This window comes from Bilifractor sp. LCP19S3_H10, from assembly GCF_052119185.1.
Taxonomy (GTDB): Bacteria; Bacillota; Clostridia; order Lachnospirales; family Lachnospiraceae; genus Bilifractor.
The window spans coordinates 1-18,801 of sequence record NZ_JBQKFT010000017.1 but is presented as its reverse complement, the minus strand read 5'-3'; the positions used below and the strand labels follow the sequence as shown (position 1 = coordinate 18,801).

Below are 18,801 nucleotides of genomic sequence, written 5' to 3'. Positions count from 1 at the left end.
TCACCCTCCAGAAAGGACAGTCAAGCGATATGACAAACAAATCATTTGATCACGACGATGTCGTCGCGTTCCTGCGGGTGGTCTCGATCCTTACCGATCGGATCACCTGCTGGATTGAGAAGGGAGGTACAAGCCATGTCAAAGATGAGCGAGCTGGATCTGACGCTGAATGAGCTGAAGGAATGTGGAGAGAAGCTGATTACTGTTTCCGATTCCCTGAGGCAGCTCTTCTCAGAGCCGGAGCAGAAACCGGAACCGGAGAAGCTGGAGCCTAAGGCGGATTCGCCAAAGCAGATCTCGTTCGAGGAGCTTCGGGGCATCATGGCAAAGAAGACAAGAGTTTCCAAGGCCAATACGGATGCGATCCGGGAGCTTCTCACCAAGTACGGTGTGCATAAGCTCTCAGAGCTGAAGCCGGAACAGTACGCAGGGTTTCTGAAAGATGCGGAGGTGATCCCCGATGCCTGATCAGCACGCATTCCTGTCGGCATCGTCCAGTAACCGCTGGATCGCCTGTCCGCCTTCCGCAAAGCTCAACACAGGTACCGGAGGGAGAACTTCCGAGTACGCCGTTCAGGGCACCTGCGCACACAGCCTTGCCGAGTACAAGCTGAAGAAGGCGCTCGGCATGAAGGCCAGGGATCCTACTGAGGATCTAGATTGCTTCGATCAGGAGATGGATTCCGCAACGGATGACTACGCCACCTATGTGATGGAGCAGATACAGAAGGAGAAGGAAACCTGTCGTGATCCTACCGTATTGGTAGAGCAGAGGCTGGACCTTTCCCGCTGGATTCCGGAATCCTTCGGAACCGCTGACTGCCTGATTGCCGGCGATGAAACCTTGACGATCATCGATCTGAAGTACGGAACCGGAATCAAGGTTGAGAGCAGTTCCTCGCAGCTTAAATGCTATGCGCTTGGCTGTGTGGATATGTTCGACGGCATCTATGACATCAAAAACGTCCGAATGGTGATCTTCCAGCCGCGTCTGTCCAACATCAGCGAGACCGTGATGAGTAAAGAGGATCTCCTGAAGTGGGCGGACGAGGTGCTGGTGCCGGCAGCAAAGCTCGCCTTTGTCGGCGAGGGTGAATTTCATGCCGGCGATCACTGCCAGTTCTGTGCAGTGAAGGCAAATTGCCGGAAGCGGGCCGAAATGAATCTGGAACTTGCAAAGTACGACTTTGCCATGCCCGCCACGCTTGAGGATGTCGAGATTGAGGTGATTCTGCCCAAGGTCGACCAGCTGATCGCGTGGGGAAATGACATCAAAGACTACGCACTGCAAAAGGCACTGTCCGGGAAAAAGTGGCAGGGATTCAAACTCGTCGAGGGCAGAGCCAATCGGAGATACACCAACGAGGATGCTGTTGCAGAAGCAGTTACGGCAGCGGGCTACGACCCCTATGAGAAGAAACTCAGGGGAATCACAGCAATGACATCTCTGCTCGGCAGAAAGAAGTTCGATGAATTGCTGGGAGGTCTTGTGGAGCGGCCTTCCGGGAAACCGACCTTAGTTCCACAAAGCGACAAGCGACCGGAGATGAATTCGGCTGCAGATGATTTCAAAGATGAGTAACAAGGACAAGAGCCCGGACAGGGCAGAAGGAGAAAAGATTATGTCTACAAAATTCGTAAATCCGACAAAGGTTGTAACTGGTAAGGATACCCGCTGGAGCTATGCAAATGTTTGGCAGGCAAAGAGTATCAACGGCGGCACGCCGAAATATAGCGTGAGCCTGATCATCCCGAAGTCTGACACCGTGACCGTGAAGAAGATCAAGGCTGCCATTCAGGCCGCTTACGAGGAGGGCGAGGGGAAGCTCAAGGGCAATGGCCGCTCGGTGCCGCCGCTGTCCGCAATCAAGACTCCGCTCCGGGATGGCGATACGGAGCGCCCGGATGATGAGGCATACAAGGGATGCTACTTCATCAACGCCAATTCGACAACGGCACCGGGCATCGTGGATGCAGACCGGCAGGAGATCCTCGATCACTCCGAGGTCTACAGCGGTGTGTATGGCAGAGCGAGCATTTCGTTCTATGCCTTCAACAGCTCTGGTAATCGTGGCATCGCCTGCGGCCTCAACAACCTGCAGAAGATCCGCGATGGCGAGCCGCTTGGCAGCCGCAGCAGCGCACAGGATGACTTCGCTGATGTGGATGATGACGACGATGAGGGCTTTCTCGACTGAGCAAATAATCCGATCCGGGACGGCAGGCGTGATCCTGCTGTCCAAGGATCCTGACAATCCAAGGAGGAAATTCCAATGTACGAATTCATGATTCACATGATCATTGCATGCGTGTTTGGTGTTTGCATGGGAGGCTGCATTGTCGGCTGGGTGTACATCATCAAGAACCTGATCAAGCTGTTCCGAAAACTGGGACACTGGATCAAGGCAAAGATGGTCAGAGAATAATGACGACGGGGCTGGGCGGGAGAGATCCTGCCCGGCTTTTTTCTATGGAGGTATCTATGAAAAACATATCTATCGACGTGGAGACGTTTTCCAGCGTCGACCTGAATAAATGCGGTGTATATCGATACTGCTCATCTCCGGATTTTGAGATTCTGCTGTTCGGCTATTCCATCGATCACGGACCCGTGAAGACCATCGACCTTGCATCCGGGGAGATGATCCCGGAGGAGATTCTGAAGGTACTGACAGATCCTTCTGTCACCAAATGGGCATTCAACTGCAACTTCGAGCGCGTGTGTCTTTCCACCTACCTGCGTCGAAAATACCCTCGGTACTTTAAAAGCTACAGCTCCCCGGAGGATACCGTGGGAGATTACCTTGATCCGACCTCATGGCATTGCTCCATGGTCTGGTCTGCCTATCTGGGGCTTCCGATGTCCTTGGCACAGGTAGGCGCAGTGTTAAAGCTCGAGGATCAGAAGATGACCGAGGGCAAGGATCTCATCCGATACTTTTGCACGCCCTGCAAGCCGACCACATCGAATGGCGGCAGAACAAGAAACAGGTCCTCCGATGCTGCGGATAAGTGGGCTGTATTCAAGTCCTACAACATCCGCGATGTGGAGGTGGAAGTCGCCATTCAGGAACGGCTGAAGAAATACCCAGTGCCGGATTCCGTCTGGGATGAATACCGGATCGACCAGATGATTAACGACCGGGGCACCAGAATTGACATGCAGCTTGTGAAGAATGCGATCGCCATCGATGCAAAAACGCACGATGCCTACATGGAGGAGATGACAGAGCTCACTGGTCTTGAGAATCCCGGTTCCGTGCAGCAGCTGAAAGGATACCTGGCGGAGCAGGGTGTTGAGACGGATACACTTGGAAAGAAACAGGTGGCAGCCCTGATCAATGAAGCTCCAGACCATGTAAAGCAGGTTCTGGAACTCCGCCAGCAGACAGCCAAGTCATCCATCAAGAAGTACCAGACGATGGAGAGAGCTGTCTGCCCGGACGGAAGGATTCGAGGCATGTTCCAGTTCATGGGCGCACCGAGGACCGGGCGGTTTGCCGGGAGACTTGTCCAGCTCCAAAACCTCAAAAGAAACAGCATGCCGGATCTGGCAGAGGCGAGAGAGCTTGTCCGGACGGGAAACTATGCTGCTCTGGAAATGCTCTATGACTCTGTGCCGGAAGTTCTCTCAGAGCTCATCCGTACCGCGCTGGTTCCGAAACCCGGGTACAAATTCTATGTGGCGGACTACAGCAGTGTCGAAGCAAGGACGCTCGCGTATCTCGCAGGAGAGCAGCATACCATGGATTCCTTTGCCCGGGGCGAGGACATTTACTGCGCGACCGCATCGGCAATGTTCCATAAACCGGTCGTGAAGCATGGCATCAACGGCGAGCTCAGACAAAAAGGCAAAATCGCGACGCTGGCCTGTGGATATGGCGGCTCTGTGGGGGCTCTTAAGGCGATGGGAGCTCTGGACATGGGCCTGAAGGAAGAAGAGCTGCAGCCGATCGTGACAGCGTGGCGTAAGGCAAATCCACATGTTGTCCGATTCTGGTGGGACGTCGATAAAGCGGCTATGAAAGCTGTTCGGGAGCACACCGCCACAGAGGTGCGGGGGTTCCGCTTTATCTGCAAGTCCGGGATGCTTTTCATTACGCTGCCGTCTGGGCGGATGCTGTCCTATGTACAGCCAAGGATCGGTATCAACCAATTTGGCAGCGATTGCATCACCTACATGGGGCTTGATTCCACAAGGCACTGGAATCGCGTCCAGACCTATGGCCCAAAGCTCGTCGAGAACATCACACAGGCGGTCTGCCGAGATATTCTCTGCAATGCCATGAAGAATCTGCAGGAGACTTTCATCTGCGCACACATCCATGATGAGCTGGTGATTGAGTGCAAAGAGTCGGTGTCTCTCGATGAGATCTGTGACCGCATGGGACAAACGCCGGACTGGATTCCGGGACTTATCCTTCGGGCAGATGGTTACACCTGCGATTTCTACATGAAAGACTGAGGGACCCGGGACAAGTTCCAGCGGGACAGCGATTTTTTCTAAAAAATACCATCAGATTTTGTTCAAATGGGCTCTTTCTGTCCTGTGAGTTATGGAGGGACAGATAAGAGTCTTTTTGTTGCTCCGGAAAGGAGGCACTCATGTGCGTGAGAAATAGATTGTATACGTCTGCTCGCCATATTCAGGAAACATCTCCCTAAATACGGAACGGGCAAAGATCTACAGCCGGATGGTTGTGGACAGGGGAGCAATCCCCGTAACACCGCATCTCTACCTGCCGCTTTTTCTGGATGAAGAGACGGAAAGAGATGCCGCAATCGAAATGGACCTCGCTCTCTTAAAGAGATGCGACGAGCTCTGGGCTTTCGGAGATGAGATCTCTGGTGGAATGAAGCGGGAGATGAAGGAAGCAGAGAAGCTCGGAATACCGGTCCGCAGAATAACGCCCACAGGGCAGGAGGAATGGATATGTACGAAGTAATCAGCGGAGAAAGAGACGTCAATCGTGTAGCGGTTGACACATTCAAAAGGCAGGTCGCATCTGGCGAAAACATCCTCGAAGTCGAGGCGGGTACGAATGGATATAAGGGAGACAGCTATGGACACGCTTCCCGGACCTACATTCGCCTGCAGAACATCATGGATACCGACATGAGAGTGAAGGAGACTCATGACAGCGATGGCAACGTGGATGGATTTGTACTGGAGATGGCAGGAGATTCGGAGCTTACCACGATCATCAATGCTCTGAAGTTTGTGATAAAGGTGCTCGATGAACAGAGACGGGAGGTAGTCGGATGATCAACATGGAACGGACCCTGATGGCACCTGGATTTGACAACACAGAGGCGGATCAGAAAAGGGCACTAGCCACGTGGTCACATCCGACCGGATTTGAAAAGCTCGATACGATCCACACCTCGGAAGAGGCCCTGTATGACATGGTGGCCATGTTTGAAACTATGGAGGATCGCGGTATTGATCTGCTGGAGAAACCCGCACTTCCAGAATTTACATTAAGCGCCCGTGAGCCGGCACCGCTTAGGAATCCGCGTTCGGTGCTCGTGCGCTTTAAGCGCTCAGCAATGAGGGATACAGTCACTATTCCAGTCGGAGACGACTGCACGCAGATCACAAAGCCCGTCATCGATGCGTATCTGTCTTTCGATAAGACCGATGCCATCGATGCTGTCCTGACGATCTACGCGGTAAGGATCCATCTAGGGAAAGATTCCATGACCGCAACCGGGCAGGATGTTCACTGGATCAATCCGGATACTGTGGAAGGCTGCATGATCGCGGAAGACAGATACAATCCGGAACTGCTTGAGATTTTCCGGGGGATCAAGATGTCATATCTCGCAATTCAGCGTGCCTTAAAGCATCGCCCGACTGTGTTCTATACATCGACCGGAAGAAAGCAGATGTGTGGCAACAGCGGTGAATATATTCCAAAGAAACACGTGGAGCGGTCGGTCCGAATGATCCGCGTTGATGACGAAGAACTAAGACGCTATGCGGCCCCGATCAGGCATATGAATTGCCCCTGCTGGGGTGTTATCGGCCACATGCGGCATTACAAGAGTGGCAGGGAGGTATGGATCAAGCCGTACCGGAAAGGCAGACAGCGCAACAATCCGGAAGCCTATCAGGCCAAGGAATATCTGATGGAGGATTGAGTATGGAAGCAGTAATGGAACCTACAGTCGGGACAACTTCGGACACCGGGCGGGACAGTCCCGACCCTAAAGACCTGATGCTGAAGATCAGTGTCGGAAACAGCCGGAAGGCAGGCACATGGAATCCGATGGAAATCAGCTTTGGCGATCTCTGCGAGAAGCTGCAGGAGCCGATCCGGACAGCAGAGATGGTCGCAGAATATCAGAAGATGTCACGGGCAGAGCGTGATGAGGCCAAGGATAAAGGCGGCTTTGTCGCAGGCATCTTCAAGGGCAAGCGGAGAAAAAAGGAAGAGGTCCTGTATCGCACAGCGATCACGCTGGACGAGGATAAGCTGGAGCTCGGCTTCCTTGACTGGTACCGGGAACATCACCAGTATGCCTCGGTGTTCTACACGACGCACAGCCACACGCCGGAAAAGCCGAGAGGCCGGATTGTGATTCCTACGACACGCCCTATGACACCGGATGAGACGAACGCGATTGCCCGGTACCTGGCTGCGGAGTTTGGCATGAGTCAGGTGGATGTCTGCTCGTTTGAGATCAATCAGCTCATGTTCTGGCCGACGTGCCCGTCCGATGGCGAGTATATCTGCGAGGTATTTGACGGAGACGTTCTGAATCCGGATACCTTCCTTGCAGCGCATCCGGAATGGTGGGATGTCACAACCCTGCCGGTATCTCCGGATGAGAAGAGAGAGTTTGCAAGGCAGCAGAAAAAGCAGGAGGATCCCCTGACCAAGAATGGTCTTGTCGGGAACTTCTGCCGGGCGCACTCCATCACGGATGTCATGGAACATATTCTCCAGAACATCTATGAGCCGGGCGACCGGGATGACCGCTGGCACTATATCGGTGCCTCCAGTTCTGCCGGAGTGGTGGTCTACGACGATAAGTTTGCCTACAGCCACCACGCCTCGGATCCTGCCTGTGGTCAGCTGCTGAATAGTTTTGACCTTGTGCGGGTGCACCTTTTTGGCGATGACGACCCGAAGAAGTCTCTTCAGAAGATGACGGAGTTTGCGGCAAACGATGAGGCGACGCAGGAAGAAGCCATGCGGTGGAGGAAGCAGGAAGCCGTAGGTGATTTTTCTGAAGAGGAAGAGGGAACTTCCGACTCTGGCTCTGGCGATTCCGGTGGCGCTGGTAGTTCAGGCAGTTCTGGCAGCGCCAAGAGCCCGAATGGCGACACCAAATGGATGAAGAAACTCCAGCGGAACAAGAGGACAGGAGAACTTCTCGGAAACCTGCATAACCTTCTTCTCATTATGAAGAACGACCCGTATATGAAGAATATTGTCTTCAACCAGCTGGCAGACGGCATGGAAATTGCCGGTGATGTTCCGTGGAAACATCCGGGCCGTTACTGGCGGGACGCGGATGATGCGCAGCTTATCTGTTACATCGATGAACACTATGGAACTTTTTCCCAGCGGAACTTTGATCTTGCAGTCACCAAGGCGGCGGACGATAGGAGCTACCACCCGATCCGGGACTACTTCCAGAAACTTCCGGAGTGGGACGGAATTCCCAGAGTGGAGACTCTCCTTGTCGATTACCTTGGAGCTGAGGATAACGCATATGTGCATGCCGTTACGAAGAAAGAGCTGTGCGCTGCTCTCCGCAGGATCAAGGATCCCGGTGCGAAGTTCGACAACATGATCGTTCTGAACGGACCGCAGGGCATTGGAAAGAGCACCCTCATCTCGAAGCTCGGGATGGAGTGGTTCTCGGATTCTCTCAGTATGTCGGACATGAACGACAAGACGGCTGCTGAGAAGCTACAGGGCTATTGGATCCATGAGATCGGAGAGCTCGCTGGTATGCGGAAAGCGGACCTCGACAAGGTGAAGTCCTTTGTCAGCAGACGGGACGATAAGTATCGTGCCAGTTTCGGACGCAGGGTCGAGCCCCATCCGAGGCAGTGTGTCTTTTTCGGAACGACGAATGCAGAGAAAGGGTATCTCCGGGATATCACCGGAAACCGGCGCTACTGGAACGTGAAGGTCACCGGGCAGGGAAAGTATCACCCGTGGGACCTCAATCAGGAAACCATCGATCAGATCTGGGCTGAGGTCAAAGTGCTGGAGCCGGATGAGAAGCTGTACCTTTCTGCGGATCTTGAGGGCTATGCCGAGGGCGAGCAGAAGGAAGCCATGGAACAGGACGACCGTGAAGGCATGGTGCGAGAGTATCTGGATACCCTCCTTCCGGAGAACTGGGAGGAGATGGCCATCGACGAGAGAAGGAACTACTTCCTCTATGGCGACGATCCTCTTCGGGCACAGGGCAAGGTTCAGCGTCAGGTCGTGAGCAATATCGAGATCTGGTGCGAATGCTTCGGCAAGAAGCAGGCGGACATTGAGCCCAAAGACAGTTATGCCATCGCTGCCATCATGGAGCGGATGGAGAACTGGGAAAAAACAGGTGAGAGGAGGGCTGATCATGCGTATGGTCGCCAGCGGGTGTATATCCGAAAAACGGACGAAGAGTGACATCTCATGGGACAAGCAGCCCGTGGACGAGGCAGACGGGACAAGCAGAGATCCACCTTGTCCCAATCTGGTTGTCCGGCAGAAAAGCCTTTATTTACGGGCCTTTCTGAGCTGAAATGGCACAACCCTGTTTCTTTTCTATATAGCACAAAATAATGAATATTTTAGTAATAAAAGGACGGGCGCATGTGGGCGCATACGCGTATACGCGCGTAAGGGGATTTTTGACCCGTTGTCCATCCGTTTGTCCCAAAGGAAGGAAAAATGACGATGCAGAGTCGTAAAGACAGAACGGTAGAGAGGTACATGAGAGCGGGAGCCGCGCTGCGTCTGTTCAAGACGGTATATGGCGAGGTGATCACCACCCTGTCAGAGGTGATGCCGAAAAAGGACGTAGAAAAGATCGTCCGGGCGATGGATAAAGTGAATCAGGTCTGTTCCGATACAGAGGATCGCATGTTTCTGGAACACCCGGATCTCAGCAATGAATACATCGACGTGTTCTACGGAGATGTCAGAAACGATACAAGAAACGAAGTCGACTGGAAAGTGGTGCAGATGGCACATGAACTGTCCGAGTCACTGTTCAAAGGAGGAAGAAAATAATGTTTGCTTATACACAGATGGGAACCATTGTGAATCTGGACCGCTTTGATGGCGTGATCTCCAGCGAGATGAAGTGCGGCAAGGCCTGCGTGTATGCCGTCCGTGGTACCGGGAAGGATCAGGTCCGGATGCCGATTGCGGTTTTTGACAGTCTGGCGGATGCCGACGATTCGATCTACCACATGGCAAATGCTATGAACGGAATCGACACGGAGGGTGAAGATGGATGGCATGTGTGAAAGGGATATCGAGCAGCGCCTTGTCACTGCCGTGAAGGCAGCAGGCGGCTGGTGTCCGAAGTTTATCTCTCCCGGCACCAATGGCATGCCGGACCGGATCGTCCTGATGCCGCAAGGCAAGATGGGATTTGTGGAAGTGAAGGCACCGGGACAGAAACCGAGAAAGCTGCAGATCCGGAGGCACATCCGCCTCCGGACCCTCGGCTTCAGGGTCTACGTCCTTGATGATCCGGATGAGATTCCGGAGATACTTGCGGATATTGCGGGAGGTGCATGATGGGAAATCTGATCAGGCTGAAAGATGGAACAATCGCGACGGTTCTCTCTGGTGAGGATCTCCTGTATCTTATCGAAACTCAGATGGGGCAAGAGATGAAAGAGGCAGTCGTCGAGTGGATGAACGAGATTGATTTGCAGCATGCAGACGATGAGGAATGCATCCATGAGCTGAACGAGCTGATCAGCGAGGACCACGCACACCATAAGCAGTTGATGGAAGAGCTCCGGACAGAGGCTGGTACCTTGGCGGATCTGATCTGCCAGAAGGATCTCGACCGGAGCGCAATCTCCCATACGGTCGGCAAAATCACCTGCCTCATAGGAGCGGAGGTGCGCCGATGTTGAAGCGGGAGCAGCTCCATGACTACCAGAACTACTGCGTGAATTTCATTGAGAGCCACCCGGAATCGATTCTGATCCTCTCCATGGGTCTTGGAAAAACGGCGATCTCCCTCACTGCGGTTCTGGACCTGATGTTTGATTCGTTCGAGGTCCATAAAACACTGGTGGTAGCACCGCTCAGGGTGGCAAGGGATGTGTGGCCGGAGGAATGCAGGGATACCTGGGAGCACACAAGGTTCCTTCAGATGTCGGTGATCGTGGGATCGGCAAAGGAGCGGTCTGCAGCCATGCAGAAGCAGGCAGACGTGTATGTCATAAACCGGGAGAACATCAAATGGCTGGTAGAGTGCTTTGAGCAGCGCCATCAGCCGTGGCCGTTCGATCTCTGTATCATCGATGAGCTGTCGAGCTTCAAGAATTACAAATCACAGCGGTTCAAGTACCTCCGGAAGGTCCGACCGTTCATGAAGCGGATTGTGGGCCTTACCGGAACCCCGGCATCGAATGGGCTTCTGGATCTTTTCGGTGAGGTTGCCATTATCGATCAGGGCAAGCGCCTCGGCAGGTTCATCAGCCGGTATCGGGAGGCGTACTTCAAGCCCGGCAGACAGAATCCTTACACCGGAGTGGTTTATGAATACATCCCTCTGCCGGGTGCCGAGGAGGCGATCTATAAGAAGATCAGTGACATCAGTGTATCGATGAAATCTAAGGATTATCTTCCGGATCTGCCTGAGTGCCTGACTGTCACTCACACCGTAGAGATGAGTCTTGCCGAGAAAAAGCAGTACGACAAAATGAGAGCAAATCTGGTTCTTACGGTCGGTGATGCCGAGATCGATGCCGCCAATGCAGCCGTTCTCTCCGGCAGGCTCTTGGAAATGGCGAACGGCGCAGTCTACAACGAGGACCATGACGTGATCCGGATCCATGACAGGAAGCTGGAAATGCTGTCTGATCTTATCGAGGAGGCGGTTGGCCAGAATGTCCTGATTGCCTACTGGTACCAGCATGACCGGTCGAGGATATTGGAATACCTTTCAGAGCAGGGATATAAAGTCCGGGATCTGAAGACGGCAGAGGATATGGCTGACTGGAATGCAGGCAGGATCCCGATTGCCCTGATTTCACCGGCCTCTGCCGGGCATGGTCTGAACCTGCAGCACGGCGGTCATATCCTGATATGGTTTTCGCTTTGCTGGTCTTTGGAAATGCGACAGCAGACAGATGCGAGACTCAACCGTCAGGGACAGACCGAGGTCGTGACGATTCACAACATCGTGACGAAGGGCACGATTGATGAGGATGTCCTGAAAGCACTGGATGGGAAGAACACCACACAGGAGAATCTGATCCGGGCCGTAAAGGCACGTCTCAAGTAAGCCAATCAGAGTCAATCAGAGAAAATCAACGACAAACATATGCCAATCCGAGGAACTGAAGTGACGTATTTCAAGGAGGCTGCATATGAACAAGAATTACGGATCCGACCCGTATGAAAATCTGGCAAATGCCATCGTGGCACAGGCAGCGCGTGACTATCTGACTGCACTGAGAAGGCTCAAAAAGAATCCGGAAAACAGGACGGCGATGGATGAAGCCATGCGGCTTGAGAAGTTCTTCCACTCCGGCTGGTACGGAGTCTTGACCGGTGTGGATCCGGATTATCTGATCCGGAAGCTGAGAGAGAAGGTGGCGGCATGATGACAGCGGAGCAATATCTCTCACAGGCGTACCGGCTGGATCAAAGGATTCAGCTGGAGCAGTCAGAACTCGATAACCTGAAGACCCTTGCCGCAAGTGTCGGAAGTCCCGGATTCGATGAGCACAACAATCCGAATCATCCGACCGACGCACCATTCGTGAAGACACTGGAGCGGATCTGGGAAATGGAGCAGAAGATCTCTACAGAGCTCAGTCAGCTGATTCTCTTAAAGCAGGAGATCCTCAAGGTACTGTCCAAGGTTAACGATGTGGACGAGCGTCTTGTTCTCACATACCGATACCTCAAGAACATGAGCTGGTCAGAGATCAGTATAGAGCTTGGCGTCAGCGACCGGACCATTCGCCGGTGGCATGAACGGGCTCTTACGCATGTGGTGGTGCCAGAGAGTGCAGAAGAGATGGGCGAATAAAACTTTTTTCATAAATTTTGAAAAGTGCCGGTTTTGTCCTGGGAAGTCAGGGTGGCACTTATGATATAGTAGAATCAGCAAGATAGGATGAAGGAAGCCTCGAAGGGAAAACCTCCGGGGCTTTTGTTATGGGAAGCGAAGGTGATGGACATGCCATACAAACCAATGGTCCCCTGCAGACATCCGGGGTGTCCGAACCTCGTGCCACCCGGGCAGAAGTACTGCGAGGAACACAAGAGCCTGCACCCAGAGGAGACAAGGTCCGCAGCGGCAAGAGGCTACAACGCAAGATGGAGACGCGAGAGCAAGAAGTTCTTGGAGCTCCACCCGCTTTGTCAGGAGTGTCTGAAGAAAGGCATTGCAACACCGGCAACGGTCGTGGATCACATTGTTCCGCATCGAGGTGATGCAAAGCTGTTCTGGGATCGTTCCAACTGGCAGGCACTCTGCAAGAAGTGTCACGACAAGAAGACGAGAAATCAGGACGAGACACCAACGTATCGCTACTGATTTTAAGCGAGGCGGGGGAGGTAAAAATCTCTAAAGCCAGAGGCCCCAGGGACCGCCGGCCCCTCTTCCGTTGAAATCCGCGAAATTGATACCCCGGGGGTTAAGGCCCGCCCGGGCAGATACAAATTTACATACCAAAACCGCAGAAAAGCGTGGAAACAAGCGCCTTCTCTGCGGTTTTTTCGTGCGCGGAATGACGCGGCAGTAGCTTGGAATTTCGCGCAGAAATTTCCATTCCACGCTCGGCAGACTTTCGAGTACGTTCTGACTTTCGAGTACGGAGAATCCGGCGGTGCCGGGGAGGGCGTGATGGATGAGAACTTTGAAACACCTGACCTCTCGGAATTCCTCGCGTCCTGTGCAAAGCAGTTCTGCCCGTGGTGCGGGAAGCCGATGGGACGGAATCCGATGGGCAGGCCACGGGTGTTTTGCTCAGACAGATGTCGCTGGGCTTACAACAGCTGGCGGCACAGAAAACGAATGAAGGAGGAAGAGAATGGAAACACCAATCCTAAAGAACATACCGGTGACGGAACTGAAACCGGCAGCATACAACCCGAGAAAAAAGCTGAAACCGGGTGATAAGGAATATGAGAAGATCAAGAACTCCATCAAGGAGTTCGGCTTTGCTGATCCGCTGGTCGTGAATTCCGATATGACGATCATCGGCGGACATCAGAGACTGACCGTAGCGATGGACCTTGGCTATACTGAGGTTCCGTGCGCTGTCGTCAATATTGATAAGACCCGCGAGAAGGCACTGAACATTGCCCTCAATAAGATCACCGGCGCATGGGACGAAGACCTGCTCGCCGATCTCTTGAAGGACCTCGAAGCGTCCGACTTCAACACGGCGCTCACCGGATTTGAGCCTCCGGAGATGGAGCAGCTTTTCAATAAGGTCTGCGATAAAGAGGTGGAAGAAGATAGCTTTGATGTGGATGAGGAACTCAATAAGCCGACCATGAGTAAGCCCGGCGATATGTGGTTTCTTGGAAAGCACAAAGTCTTCTGTGGTGATTCCACCAATGAAGAGAACTATGTTGCTTTGATGGATGGTCAGAAGGCAAATCTGGTGCTGACCGATCCTCCGTATAACGTAGACGTTGAAGAAACAGCAGGCAAGATCCTGAATGACAACATGGCCGATGAGGATTTCTACAAGTTTCTGCTTTCAGCTTATACCTGCATGCATGATAACCTCGCCGATGATGGTTCGATCTACGTCTGGCATGCAGATACCGAAGGACTGAACTTCCGGAAGGCATTCAAGGACGCCGGATTCTATCTTTCCGGCTGCTGCATCTGGAAAAAGAACAGTCTGGTGCTGGGACGCAGCCCTTACCAGTGGATTCATGAACCGTGCCTGTATGGCTGGAAGCAGAAGGGAACTCATAAGTGGTACTCCGATCGCAAGCAGACAACGGTCTGGGAATACGATAAGCCGCGATCCTCCAAGGACCATCCGACGATGAAACCGGTGGTGCTCATGAGTTATCCGATTCGGAACAGTTCCGCGACAAATGGTATCGTGCTGGATCCGTTTCTTGGTTCCGGCAGTACGCTGATCGCTTGTTGTGAAACCAACCGGATCTGTAGAGGCATTGAGCTGGATCCGAAATTCGTCGACGTGATCGTCAAGAGATACATCGAGCACGAAGGTGGCAAGACATCGGATGTGTATGTGATGCGTGATGGCCAGAAGCTCACGTTTGAGGAGGCGGCAGCAGATATGCCGCAGGAGGAATCCGCATGAATGCCGAGGAGCGACTGTTGGAGAATGGCTATGACGGAGTCAAGTATCTCACGAACTACAGCTACGACGATGCTCTGATCGGTGTGACCGATGATGGCAGAGCCGTCTATGACTATGAGCTCATGGTTGAGTGGCTGATGGATACGGAGGGCTGGTCCTATGAGGATGCTGCCGAATGGGTGAATTACAACACGATCCGTGCTCTTCCCTACATGGGAGAGGATGCTCCGATTATCCTGAACTGCCTCGAAGACGTATACATTCGCGTCGATAAGGACGACTTAATTTTGTGCAATCTTATTACAGAAATGAGTTGATATGTGCCGCCGAAAGAGTGATCTATGTACGTACCAAAGGAGGTACATACCATGAGAGCAAACTACAACATGACAGGAAAAGAAAGGAAGGCGCTGGTGGATGCCATTGCCGCGATCACCGGAGAGGCAGCCGAGTATCAGTTCGTACCGACCTGCGCTTACAAGATCGGAAACATCACGGTTGATAAGGAAGGCGCAGTCATCTGCGAGGATGAAGAGAAGCTTGGTAGGGTGATGGTTCGACTTGGCCAGATGGGTTATTACCCGGATGCGGAGCAGCCGGCAGACCCGGAGCCCGGGCAGGAAACCGTACAGGAAGCCATAGAGCCGGCACAGGAGCCTGAGGGAGAAACGACCGGGCTCACGATCAGCCTGCCGCTTTCAGCTGCGAACGTCGGAACGCTTACCAACCTGATCAGCGCCAAGGACAGCCTCATCAAGAAGGCGCTCGGAATCACCGACACAAGGATCCGGGTGACAGAAAACAAGATCGAGTTTCCTTGGTTTACCCGGGAGCTCACCGCCGATGAGGCAAAGGCCTACACGCTTTTCATCAGCCAGCTCTGCAAGCTATCAAAGGAACTGAAGCATGCGAGCAGCAGGCCGATAGAGACAGACAACGAGAAGTACGCCTTCCGCACATGGCTTCTCCGGATGGCCTTTATCGGACCGCAATACAAGCCGGCGAGGAAGATCCTGCTTCAGAATCTTACCGGCAATTCCGCCTTCCGGAACGGCAGCAAGCCGGAATAAATACACGATTTCTTCTCCGGGATTTTGTGAGATATACACCTCCGAATTGACTGGATATAAGTGCCATTCAGAGTGATTAATACACATGCAAAAGGGAAAACACATAAGCCAACAAGGAGGCAAACCATGAAGGATACAGAGAAGAGAATCGAAACCATGAAGCAGCAGACGATCGGAGTTGAGGTCGAGATGTACGGAATCGCAAGAAGCAGGGCAGCTGAGGTTGCCGCCACCTTCTTCGGAACCGGAAGACACGAGGATACCTCAAGACGAAACGGATACAGAGCATGGAGCGCTTGGGACGCACAGGGCCGGGAATGGAAATTCCAGCGGGACGCCAGCATCCGGGCAGCAAGGGATGAAGAATCCTGCGAGATGGTGACGCCGATCCTCACCTGGGACGATATCGAGAGCCTGCAGGAACTGGTACGGCAGCTTCGCCACGCAGGAGCCAAGAGCGACCCGAGCCACATGTGCGGAGTTCACATTCACATCGGTGCGAACGGCCACAACGCAAAGACGCTCCGGACACTGGCAAACCTGATGGCAAGCCACGAGAGCCTCCTGATCAGCGCCCTCCGGCTGGACAGAAGCCGCATCGACCGCTACTGCCAGACAGTAGACAAGGGATTCCTGAACCGCCTCAACAAGAAGAAGCCGGAAACCATGCAGCAGCTTGCAGACATCTGGTACGAAGAGAACCACGCAAGCTACGGAAGAAGGGAGCACTACAATGCCAGCCGCTATCACATGCTGAACCTCCACGCAACCTTCACAAAGGGCACGATCGAATTCCGCCTCTTCCAGTTTGCAGACGCCGGAAACGGCAAGCGCGGAGGCCTGCACGCCGGAGAATTAAAGAGCTACATCCAGCTTTGCCTCGCCCTTTCTGCAGCGGCGAAGATCCAGAAGAGCGCAAGCCCAAAAGAGCCGCAGCACGAAAATCCGAAATACGCGATGCGCACCTGGCTCCTTCGGATGGGCTTCATCGGGGACGAGTTTGAAACCGCAAGGGAAATCCTCACAAGGAACCTTGCAGGCGACACTTCCTTCCGAAACGGAAGAGTTGCATAAACCGAAGAGACAGCCTTCGGCTACCTTACCCGCGAGAGTCGCGGGCTTAAGGTGGTAGAAGGGTATCCCTTCGGAAAGGAGAAACCACTATGAGATTTCCAAGTGAGAAAGAACTGAAAGAACTGCGGGAGCACTACCCAGCAGGAGCAAGGGTTGAGATGATCCAGATGGAGGATCCACAGGCACCGCCTGTAGGGACCAAGGGAACAGTCATCGGGGTAGACGATGCCGGATCGATAATGGTCCGCTGGGACAACGGGTCTTCCTTGAACGTCGCCTACGGAGCAGACCGTTGTCGGTTGCTGGTCGGGGAGTTCACGAAGACTGTCCGGGACCAGATCCTTGCAATCCGGGATACCGGAGAGACGAACATGTTCGATGTGCCGATGGTACAGAGCATTGCTAACCGCCTTGGCTACTATGAGCTGGTGATCTTCCTCATGGATCATGCGAAGGAATACGCGAACTTCATCATGAAGGGCGAGGTCTAAGATACACAGTTTTCGCACAAGAATCTTGTGCAGATTATGATCTACATTTCCTTGCTATAAAAGGGATTCAGAGTGATATATGTACATGCCAAAGGAAAAGGCAACAAGCACATAGCAAGGAGGACAAAACCATGATGAACATTTTCGAAGAAACCTACGAGGCGATGGAAGCAGCAAGGAAGGCATACGCGGAGGCCACAACCGACGAGGGGCAGGATGCCGCAGAGAAGGCTTACGGCGAAGCCAAGGACCGGATGGCAGCGAAGGGCGACATCGCCTGCAAGATCTGGAGGGCTTACGAGAAATCAAGAGACAACGAGAACGAGATCCTCGACTTCAACGACATCATCTGGGACCGGGATGTCGAAGCCCTGACCACCTGCATGAGAGAGAACGGCATCAAGGCCTTCACCTACTCCTGCCAGGCAACCGACGCCATTGAAACCTTATGGCTTTTCAAGCAGGCCGGCTGCATCATCGGCGAGATGGTCGAGATCAACCTCCGGAAAGACCTCTGGGGCAAGGGCTACGAAAAGGGACACGCCTTCAAGATGAGCATTGCCTGAAGGAAGGAGACAGCCATGTGGAGTGAGGGAAGCATTGCAGAACCGAACGGAGACGGAACCTACACCGTCTGCAAATACAGAGTGAAGCACTTTGATGAGCCAAGCGAGGCTTACGGGATCGACGGCGGTAGGATCAGCAAGCTGACGATTACGGTAAACGGAGAAATGACACTGAACTATGACAGGGGCTGGGATATCGAGCCCGAGGATGAAGCAAGTCAGTTGGCCTACGCCATCCTGCTGAAGGAATTCAACTAACACCGGCACTGCCGGAAACACTACAAAGTAGCACTACATTTTAGAATGAAAATTCCGAGAGAGGGCCGCATGGCTCTTTCTCTCGTACAGATACAGACCACATGGAACGGGATCGCTTCGGCGGTCCTTTTGTTTTGCACGCAGGAAGGAGGTGTGTTCCTATGGCGACGAGAGGTCGAAAGCCGACTCCGACAGCAATCAAGGAGCTGGAAGGAAATCCCGGAAAACGGAAATTGAATGAAAACGAACCAAGGCCAGAGCGGAAAGCACCATCCTGTCCGAAGTGGCTCGACAAGGATGCAAGAAAGGAGTGGCACAGGCTCGCAAAGAAGATGGAAGCCCTCGGCATCCTCACCGAGGTTGATATGGCTGCCTTCGCTGCTTACTGCCAGTCCTATGCGAGATGGAAGGAAGCCGAGGAATTCATCAGCCAGCACGGATCCATCGTCCGGACGCCTTCCGGATACTGGCAACAGGTGCCACAGGTATCCATTGCACAGACCTATATGAAGCAGATGGGGAAGTTCGCTGCAGAGTTCGGTCTTACGCCTGCTTCCCGGTCCCGCCTCATAGCGGATGAGGGGAATACCGCACCGACTGATGAGATGGAAAATCTGCTGGGAGGTGATTCGTAATGGCAAGCGAGGAACGTCCCGCAGATATGCCAAAGCTCACAGACTATCATCCGACCCAGTACATGCTTCCGACTTCACATTACGATCCGACCAAGGCAGATCGGGCTGTGAAGTTTATCGAGATGCTCCGTCATACCAAAGGCAAGTGGGCTGGGAAGCGGTTCTGGCTTCTCCCGTGGCAGGAGCAGATTATCCGTGACC

26 protein-coding genes and 1 pseudogene are annotated in these 18,801 nt (G+C 53.3%); all 27 read left to right on the top strand.

Annotated elements, in window-relative coordinates; all coding sequences use genetic code 11:
• Positions 1-29: 29 nt before the first annotated feature.
• The gene (locus ACTQZS_RS12060; RefSeq protein ID WP_441476031.1) at positions 30-173 is read left to right on the top strand and encodes a hypothetical protein; all 144 of its coding nucleotides are present in this window, start codon (positions 30-32) and stop codon (positions 171-173) included.
• Positions 136-468 (top strand): hypothetical protein, encoded by a 333-nt coding sequence (locus ACTQZS_RS12055; protein WP_441476030.1) that lies wholly within the window; start codon positions 136-138, stop codon positions 466-468. Before ACTQZS_RS12060 ends, ACTQZS_RS12055 begins: the two co-directional genes overlap by 38 nt.
• Positions 461-1,582 (top strand): DUF2800 domain-containing protein, encoded by a 1,122-nt coding sequence (locus ACTQZS_RS12050; RefSeq protein ID WP_441476029.1) that lies wholly within the window; start codon positions 461-463, stop codon positions 1,580-1,582. The genes ACTQZS_RS12055 and ACTQZS_RS12050 overlap by 8 nt, the downstream gene beginning before the upstream one ends.
• A gap of 40 nt (positions 1,583-1,622) precedes the next feature.
• Positions 1,623-2,198: a DUF2815 family protein gene (locus ACTQZS_RS12045; protein WP_441476028.1), complete on the top strand. Its 576-nt coding sequence runs from the start codon at positions 1,623-1,625 to the stop codon at positions 2,196-2,198.
• Positions 2,199-2,273: 75 nt separating this feature from the next.
• A complete protein-coding gene (locus ACTQZS_RS12040; RefSeq protein WP_441476027.1) occupies positions 2,274-2,426 on the top strand; it encodes a hypothetical protein in 153 nt (50 codons plus the stop codon).
• A gap of 56 nt (positions 2,427-2,482) precedes the next feature.
• Positions 2,483-4,465, top strand: coding sequence for a DNA polymerase (locus tag ACTQZS_RS12035; protein ID WP_441476026.1), 1,983 nt, complete (start codon positions 2,483-2,485; stop codon positions 4,463-4,465).
• Between the two features lie 157 nt (positions 4,466-4,622).
• A complete protein-coding gene (locus ACTQZS_RS12030) occupies positions 4,623-4,946 on the top strand; it encodes a DUF7768 domain-containing protein (protein WP_441476065.1) in 324 nt (107 codons plus the stop codon).
• Complete coding sequence (locus ACTQZS_RS12025; protein WP_441476025.1) at positions 4,934-5,266, top strand: hypothetical protein; 333 nt, start codon at positions 4,934-4,936, stop codon at positions 5,264-5,266. The genes ACTQZS_RS12030 and ACTQZS_RS12025 overlap by 13 nt, the downstream gene beginning before the upstream one ends.
• Complete coding sequence (locus ACTQZS_RS12020; RefSeq protein WP_441476024.1) at positions 5,263-6,144, top strand: hypothetical protein; 882 nt, start codon at positions 5,263-5,265, stop codon at positions 6,142-6,144. The genes ACTQZS_RS12025 and ACTQZS_RS12020 overlap by 4 nt, the downstream gene beginning before the upstream one ends.
• 2 nt (positions 6,145-6,146) lie before the next feature.
• Positions 6,147-8,639 (top strand): VapE domain-containing protein, encoded by a 2,493-nt coding sequence (locus tag ACTQZS_RS12015; protein WP_441476023.1) that lies wholly within the window; start codon positions 6,147-6,149, stop codon positions 8,637-8,639.
• A gap of 270 nt (positions 8,640-8,909) precedes the next feature.
• The gene (locus ACTQZS_RS12010) at positions 8,910-9,245 is read left to right on the top strand and encodes a hypothetical protein (RefSeq protein WP_441476022.1); all 336 of its coding nucleotides are present in this window, start codon (positions 8,910-8,912) and stop codon (positions 9,243-9,245) included.
• Positions 9,245-9,484, top strand: coding sequence for a hypothetical protein (locus tag ACTQZS_RS12005; protein WP_441476021.1), 240 nt, complete (start codon positions 9,245-9,247; stop codon positions 9,482-9,484). The genes ACTQZS_RS12010 and ACTQZS_RS12005 overlap by 1 nt, the downstream gene beginning before the upstream one ends.
• Positions 9,477-9,761, top strand: a complete 285-nt coding sequence (locus ACTQZS_RS12000; protein WP_441476020.1) for a VRR-NUC domain-containing protein — start codon at positions 9,477-9,479, stop codon at positions 9,759-9,761. The genes ACTQZS_RS12005 and ACTQZS_RS12000 overlap by 8 nt, the downstream gene beginning before the upstream one ends.
• Positions 9,761-10,108, top strand: a complete 348-nt coding sequence (locus tag ACTQZS_RS11995; RefSeq protein ID WP_177964986.1) for a hypothetical protein — start codon at positions 9,761-9,763, stop codon at positions 10,106-10,108. The genes ACTQZS_RS12000 and ACTQZS_RS11995 overlap by 1 nt, the downstream gene beginning before the upstream one ends.
• Positions 10,102-11,487: an SNF2-related protein gene (locus tag ACTQZS_RS11990; RefSeq protein ID WP_441476019.1), complete on the top strand. Its 1,386-nt coding sequence runs from the start codon at positions 10,102-10,104 to the stop codon at positions 11,485-11,487. The genes ACTQZS_RS11995 and ACTQZS_RS11990 overlap by 7 nt, the downstream gene beginning before the upstream one ends.
• An 85-nt stretch (positions 11,488-11,572) precedes the next feature.
• Positions 11,573-11,809: a hypothetical protein gene (locus ACTQZS_RS11985; RefSeq protein ID WP_441476018.1), complete on the top strand. Its 237-nt coding sequence runs from the start codon at positions 11,573-11,575 to the stop codon at positions 11,807-11,809.
• Positions 11,806-12,240, top strand: a complete 435-nt coding sequence (locus ACTQZS_RS11980; RefSeq protein WP_441476017.1) for a sigma factor-like helix-turn-helix DNA-binding protein — start codon at positions 11,806-11,808, stop codon at positions 12,238-12,240. Before ACTQZS_RS11985 ends, ACTQZS_RS11980 begins: the two co-directional genes overlap by 4 nt.
• A gap of 150 nt (positions 12,241-12,390) precedes the next feature.
• Positions 12,391-12,750, top strand: coding sequence for an HNH endonuclease (locus ACTQZS_RS11975; RefSeq protein WP_441476016.1), 360 nt, complete (start codon positions 12,391-12,393; stop codon positions 12,748-12,750).
• Between the two features lie 496 nt (positions 12,751-13,246).
• Entirely contained in the window at positions 13,247-14,506 is a 1,260-nt protein-coding gene (locus ACTQZS_RS11970) for a site-specific DNA-methyltransferase (RefSeq protein ID WP_441476015.1), read from the top strand.
• Complete coding sequence (locus ACTQZS_RS11965; RefSeq protein ID WP_441476014.1) at positions 14,503-14,823, top strand: hypothetical protein; 321 nt, start codon at positions 14,503-14,505, stop codon at positions 14,821-14,823. The genes ACTQZS_RS11970 and ACTQZS_RS11965 overlap by 4 nt, the downstream gene beginning before the upstream one ends.
• 51 nt (positions 14,824-14,874) lie before the next feature.
• Entirely contained in the window at positions 14,875-15,576 is a 702-nt protein-coding gene (locus ACTQZS_RS11960; RefSeq protein ID WP_441476013.1) for a virulence protein, read from the top strand.
• Between the two features lie 126 nt (positions 15,577-15,702).
• The gene (locus ACTQZS_RS11955; protein ID WP_441476012.1) at positions 15,703-16,650 is read left to right on the top strand and encodes an amidoligase family protein; all 948 of its coding nucleotides are present in this window, start codon (positions 15,703-15,705) and stop codon (positions 16,648-16,650) included.
• Between the two features lie 89 nt (positions 16,651-16,739).
• Positions 16,740-17,141 carry a DUF4314 domain-containing protein gene (locus ACTQZS_RS11950; protein WP_441476011.1) on the top strand — a complete coding sequence of 134 codons (402 nt, stop codon included), beginning with the start codon at positions 16,740-16,742 and terminating at the stop codon, positions 17,139-17,141.
• A 131-nt stretch (positions 17,142-17,272) separates the two neighbouring features.
• Positions 17,273-17,707: a DUF7698 family protein gene (locus tag ACTQZS_RS11945; RefSeq protein ID WP_441476010.1), complete on the top strand. Its 435-nt coding sequence runs from the start codon at positions 17,273-17,275 to the stop codon at positions 17,705-17,707.
• A 15-nt stretch (positions 17,708-17,722) separates the two neighbouring features.
• Positions 17,723-17,965 carry a DUF7678 domain-containing protein gene (locus tag ACTQZS_RS11940; protein ID WP_441476009.1) on the top strand — a complete coding sequence of 81 codons (243 nt, stop codon included), beginning with the start codon at positions 17,723-17,725 and terminating at the stop codon, positions 17,963-17,965.
• A 161-nt stretch (positions 17,966-18,126) separates the two neighbouring features.
• Positions 18,127-18,600, top strand: a complete 474-nt coding sequence (locus tag ACTQZS_RS11935; protein WP_441476008.1) for a phage terminase small subunit P27 family — start codon at positions 18,127-18,129, stop codon at positions 18,598-18,600.
• A pseudogene (locus ACTQZS_RS11930) lies at positions 18,600-18,801 on the top strand (terminase large subunit); the annotation flags it as partial. The gene ACTQZS_RS11935 and the pseudogene ACTQZS_RS11930, both read left to right, overlap by 1 nt.

Coding starts and splice junctions, on each gene's coding strand:
- ACTQZS_RS12010 (WP_441476022.1), top strand. CDS start 8,910: ATGCAGAGTCGTAAAGACAGAACGGTAGAGAGGTACATGAGAGCGGGA.
- ACTQZS_RS11935 (WP_441476008.1), top strand. CDS start 18,127: ATGGCGACGAGAGGTCGAAAGCCGACTCCGACAGCAATCAAGGAGCTG.
- ACTQZS_RS12020 (WP_441476024.1), top strand. CDS start 5,263: ATGATCAACATGGAACGGACCCTGATGGCACCTGGATTTGACAACACA.
- ACTQZS_RS12005 (WP_441476021.1), top strand. CDS start 9,245: ATGTTTGCTTATACACAGATGGGAACCATTGTGAATCTGGACCGCTTT.
- ACTQZS_RS12040 (WP_441476027.1), top strand. CDS start 2,274: ATGTACGAATTCATGATTCACATGATCATTGCATGCGTGTTTGGTGTT.
- ACTQZS_RS12055 (WP_441476030.1), top strand. CDS start 136: ATGTCAAAGATGAGCGAGCTGGATCTGACGCTGAATGAGCTGAAGGAA.
- ACTQZS_RS11980 (WP_441476017.1), top strand. CDS start 11,806: ATGATGACAGCGGAGCAATATCTCTCACAGGCGTACCGGCTGGATCAA.
- ACTQZS_RS12025 (WP_441476025.1), top strand. CDS start 4,934: ATGTACGAAGTAATCAGCGGAGAAAGAGACGTCAATCGTGTAGCGGTT.
- ACTQZS_RS11990 (WP_441476019.1), top strand. CDS start 10,102: ATGTTGAAGCGGGAGCAGCTCCATGACTACCAGAACTACTGCGTGAAT.
- ACTQZS_RS12015 (WP_441476023.1), top strand. CDS start 6,147: ATGGAAGCAGTAATGGAACCTACAGTCGGGACAACTTCGGACACCGGG.
- ACTQZS_RS11995 (WP_177964986.1), top strand. CDS start 9,761: ATGGGAAATCTGATCAGGCTGAAAGATGGAACAATCGCGACGGTTCTC.
- ACTQZS_RS12035 (WP_441476026.1), top strand. CDS start 2,483: ATGAAAAACATATCTATCGACGTGGAGACGTTTTCCAGCGTCGACCTG.
- ACTQZS_RS11955 (WP_441476012.1), top strand. CDS start 15,703: ATGAAGGATACAGAGAAGAGAATCGAAACCATGAAGCAGCAGACGATC.
- ACTQZS_RS11965 (WP_441476014.1), top strand. CDS start 14,503: ATGAATGCCGAGGAGCGACTGTTGGAGAATGGCTATGACGGAGTCAAG.
- ACTQZS_RS12060 (WP_441476031.1), top strand. CDS start 30: ATGACAAACAAATCATTTGATCACGACGATGTCGTCGCGTTCCTGCGG.
- ACTQZS_RS12045 (WP_441476028.1), top strand. CDS start 1,623: ATGTCTACAAAATTCGTAAATCCGACAAAGGTTGTAACTGGTAAGGAT.
- ACTQZS_RS12000 (WP_441476020.1), top strand. CDS start 9,477: ATGTGTGAAAGGGATATCGAGCAGCGCCTTGTCACTGCCGTGAAGGCA.
- ACTQZS_RS11940 (WP_441476009.1), top strand. CDS start 17,723: ATGTGGAGTGAGGGAAGCATTGCAGAACCGAACGGAGACGGAACCTAC.
- ACTQZS_RS11985 (WP_441476018.1), top strand. CDS start 11,573: ATGAACAAGAATTACGGATCCGACCCGTATGAAAATCTGGCAAATGCC.
- ACTQZS_RS11950 (WP_441476011.1), top strand. CDS start 16,740: ATGAGATTTCCAAGTGAGAAAGAACTGAAAGAACTGCGGGAGCACTAC.
- ACTQZS_RS11945 (WP_441476010.1), top strand. CDS start 17,273: ATGATGAACATTTTCGAAGAAACCTACGAGGCGATGGAAGCAGCAAGG.
- ACTQZS_RS11960 (WP_441476013.1), top strand. CDS start 14,875: ATGAGAGCAAACTACAACATGACAGGAAAAGAAAGGAAGGCGCTGGTG.
- ACTQZS_RS11970 (WP_441476015.1), top strand. CDS start 13,247: ATGGAAACACCAATCCTAAAGAACATACCGGTGACGGAACTGAAACCG.
- ACTQZS_RS12050 (WP_441476029.1), top strand. CDS start 461: ATGCCTGATCAGCACGCATTCCTGTCGGCATCGTCCAGTAACCGCTGG.
- ACTQZS_RS11975 (WP_441476016.1), top strand. CDS start 12,391: ATGCCATACAAACCAATGGTCCCCTGCAGACATCCGGGGTGTCCGAAC.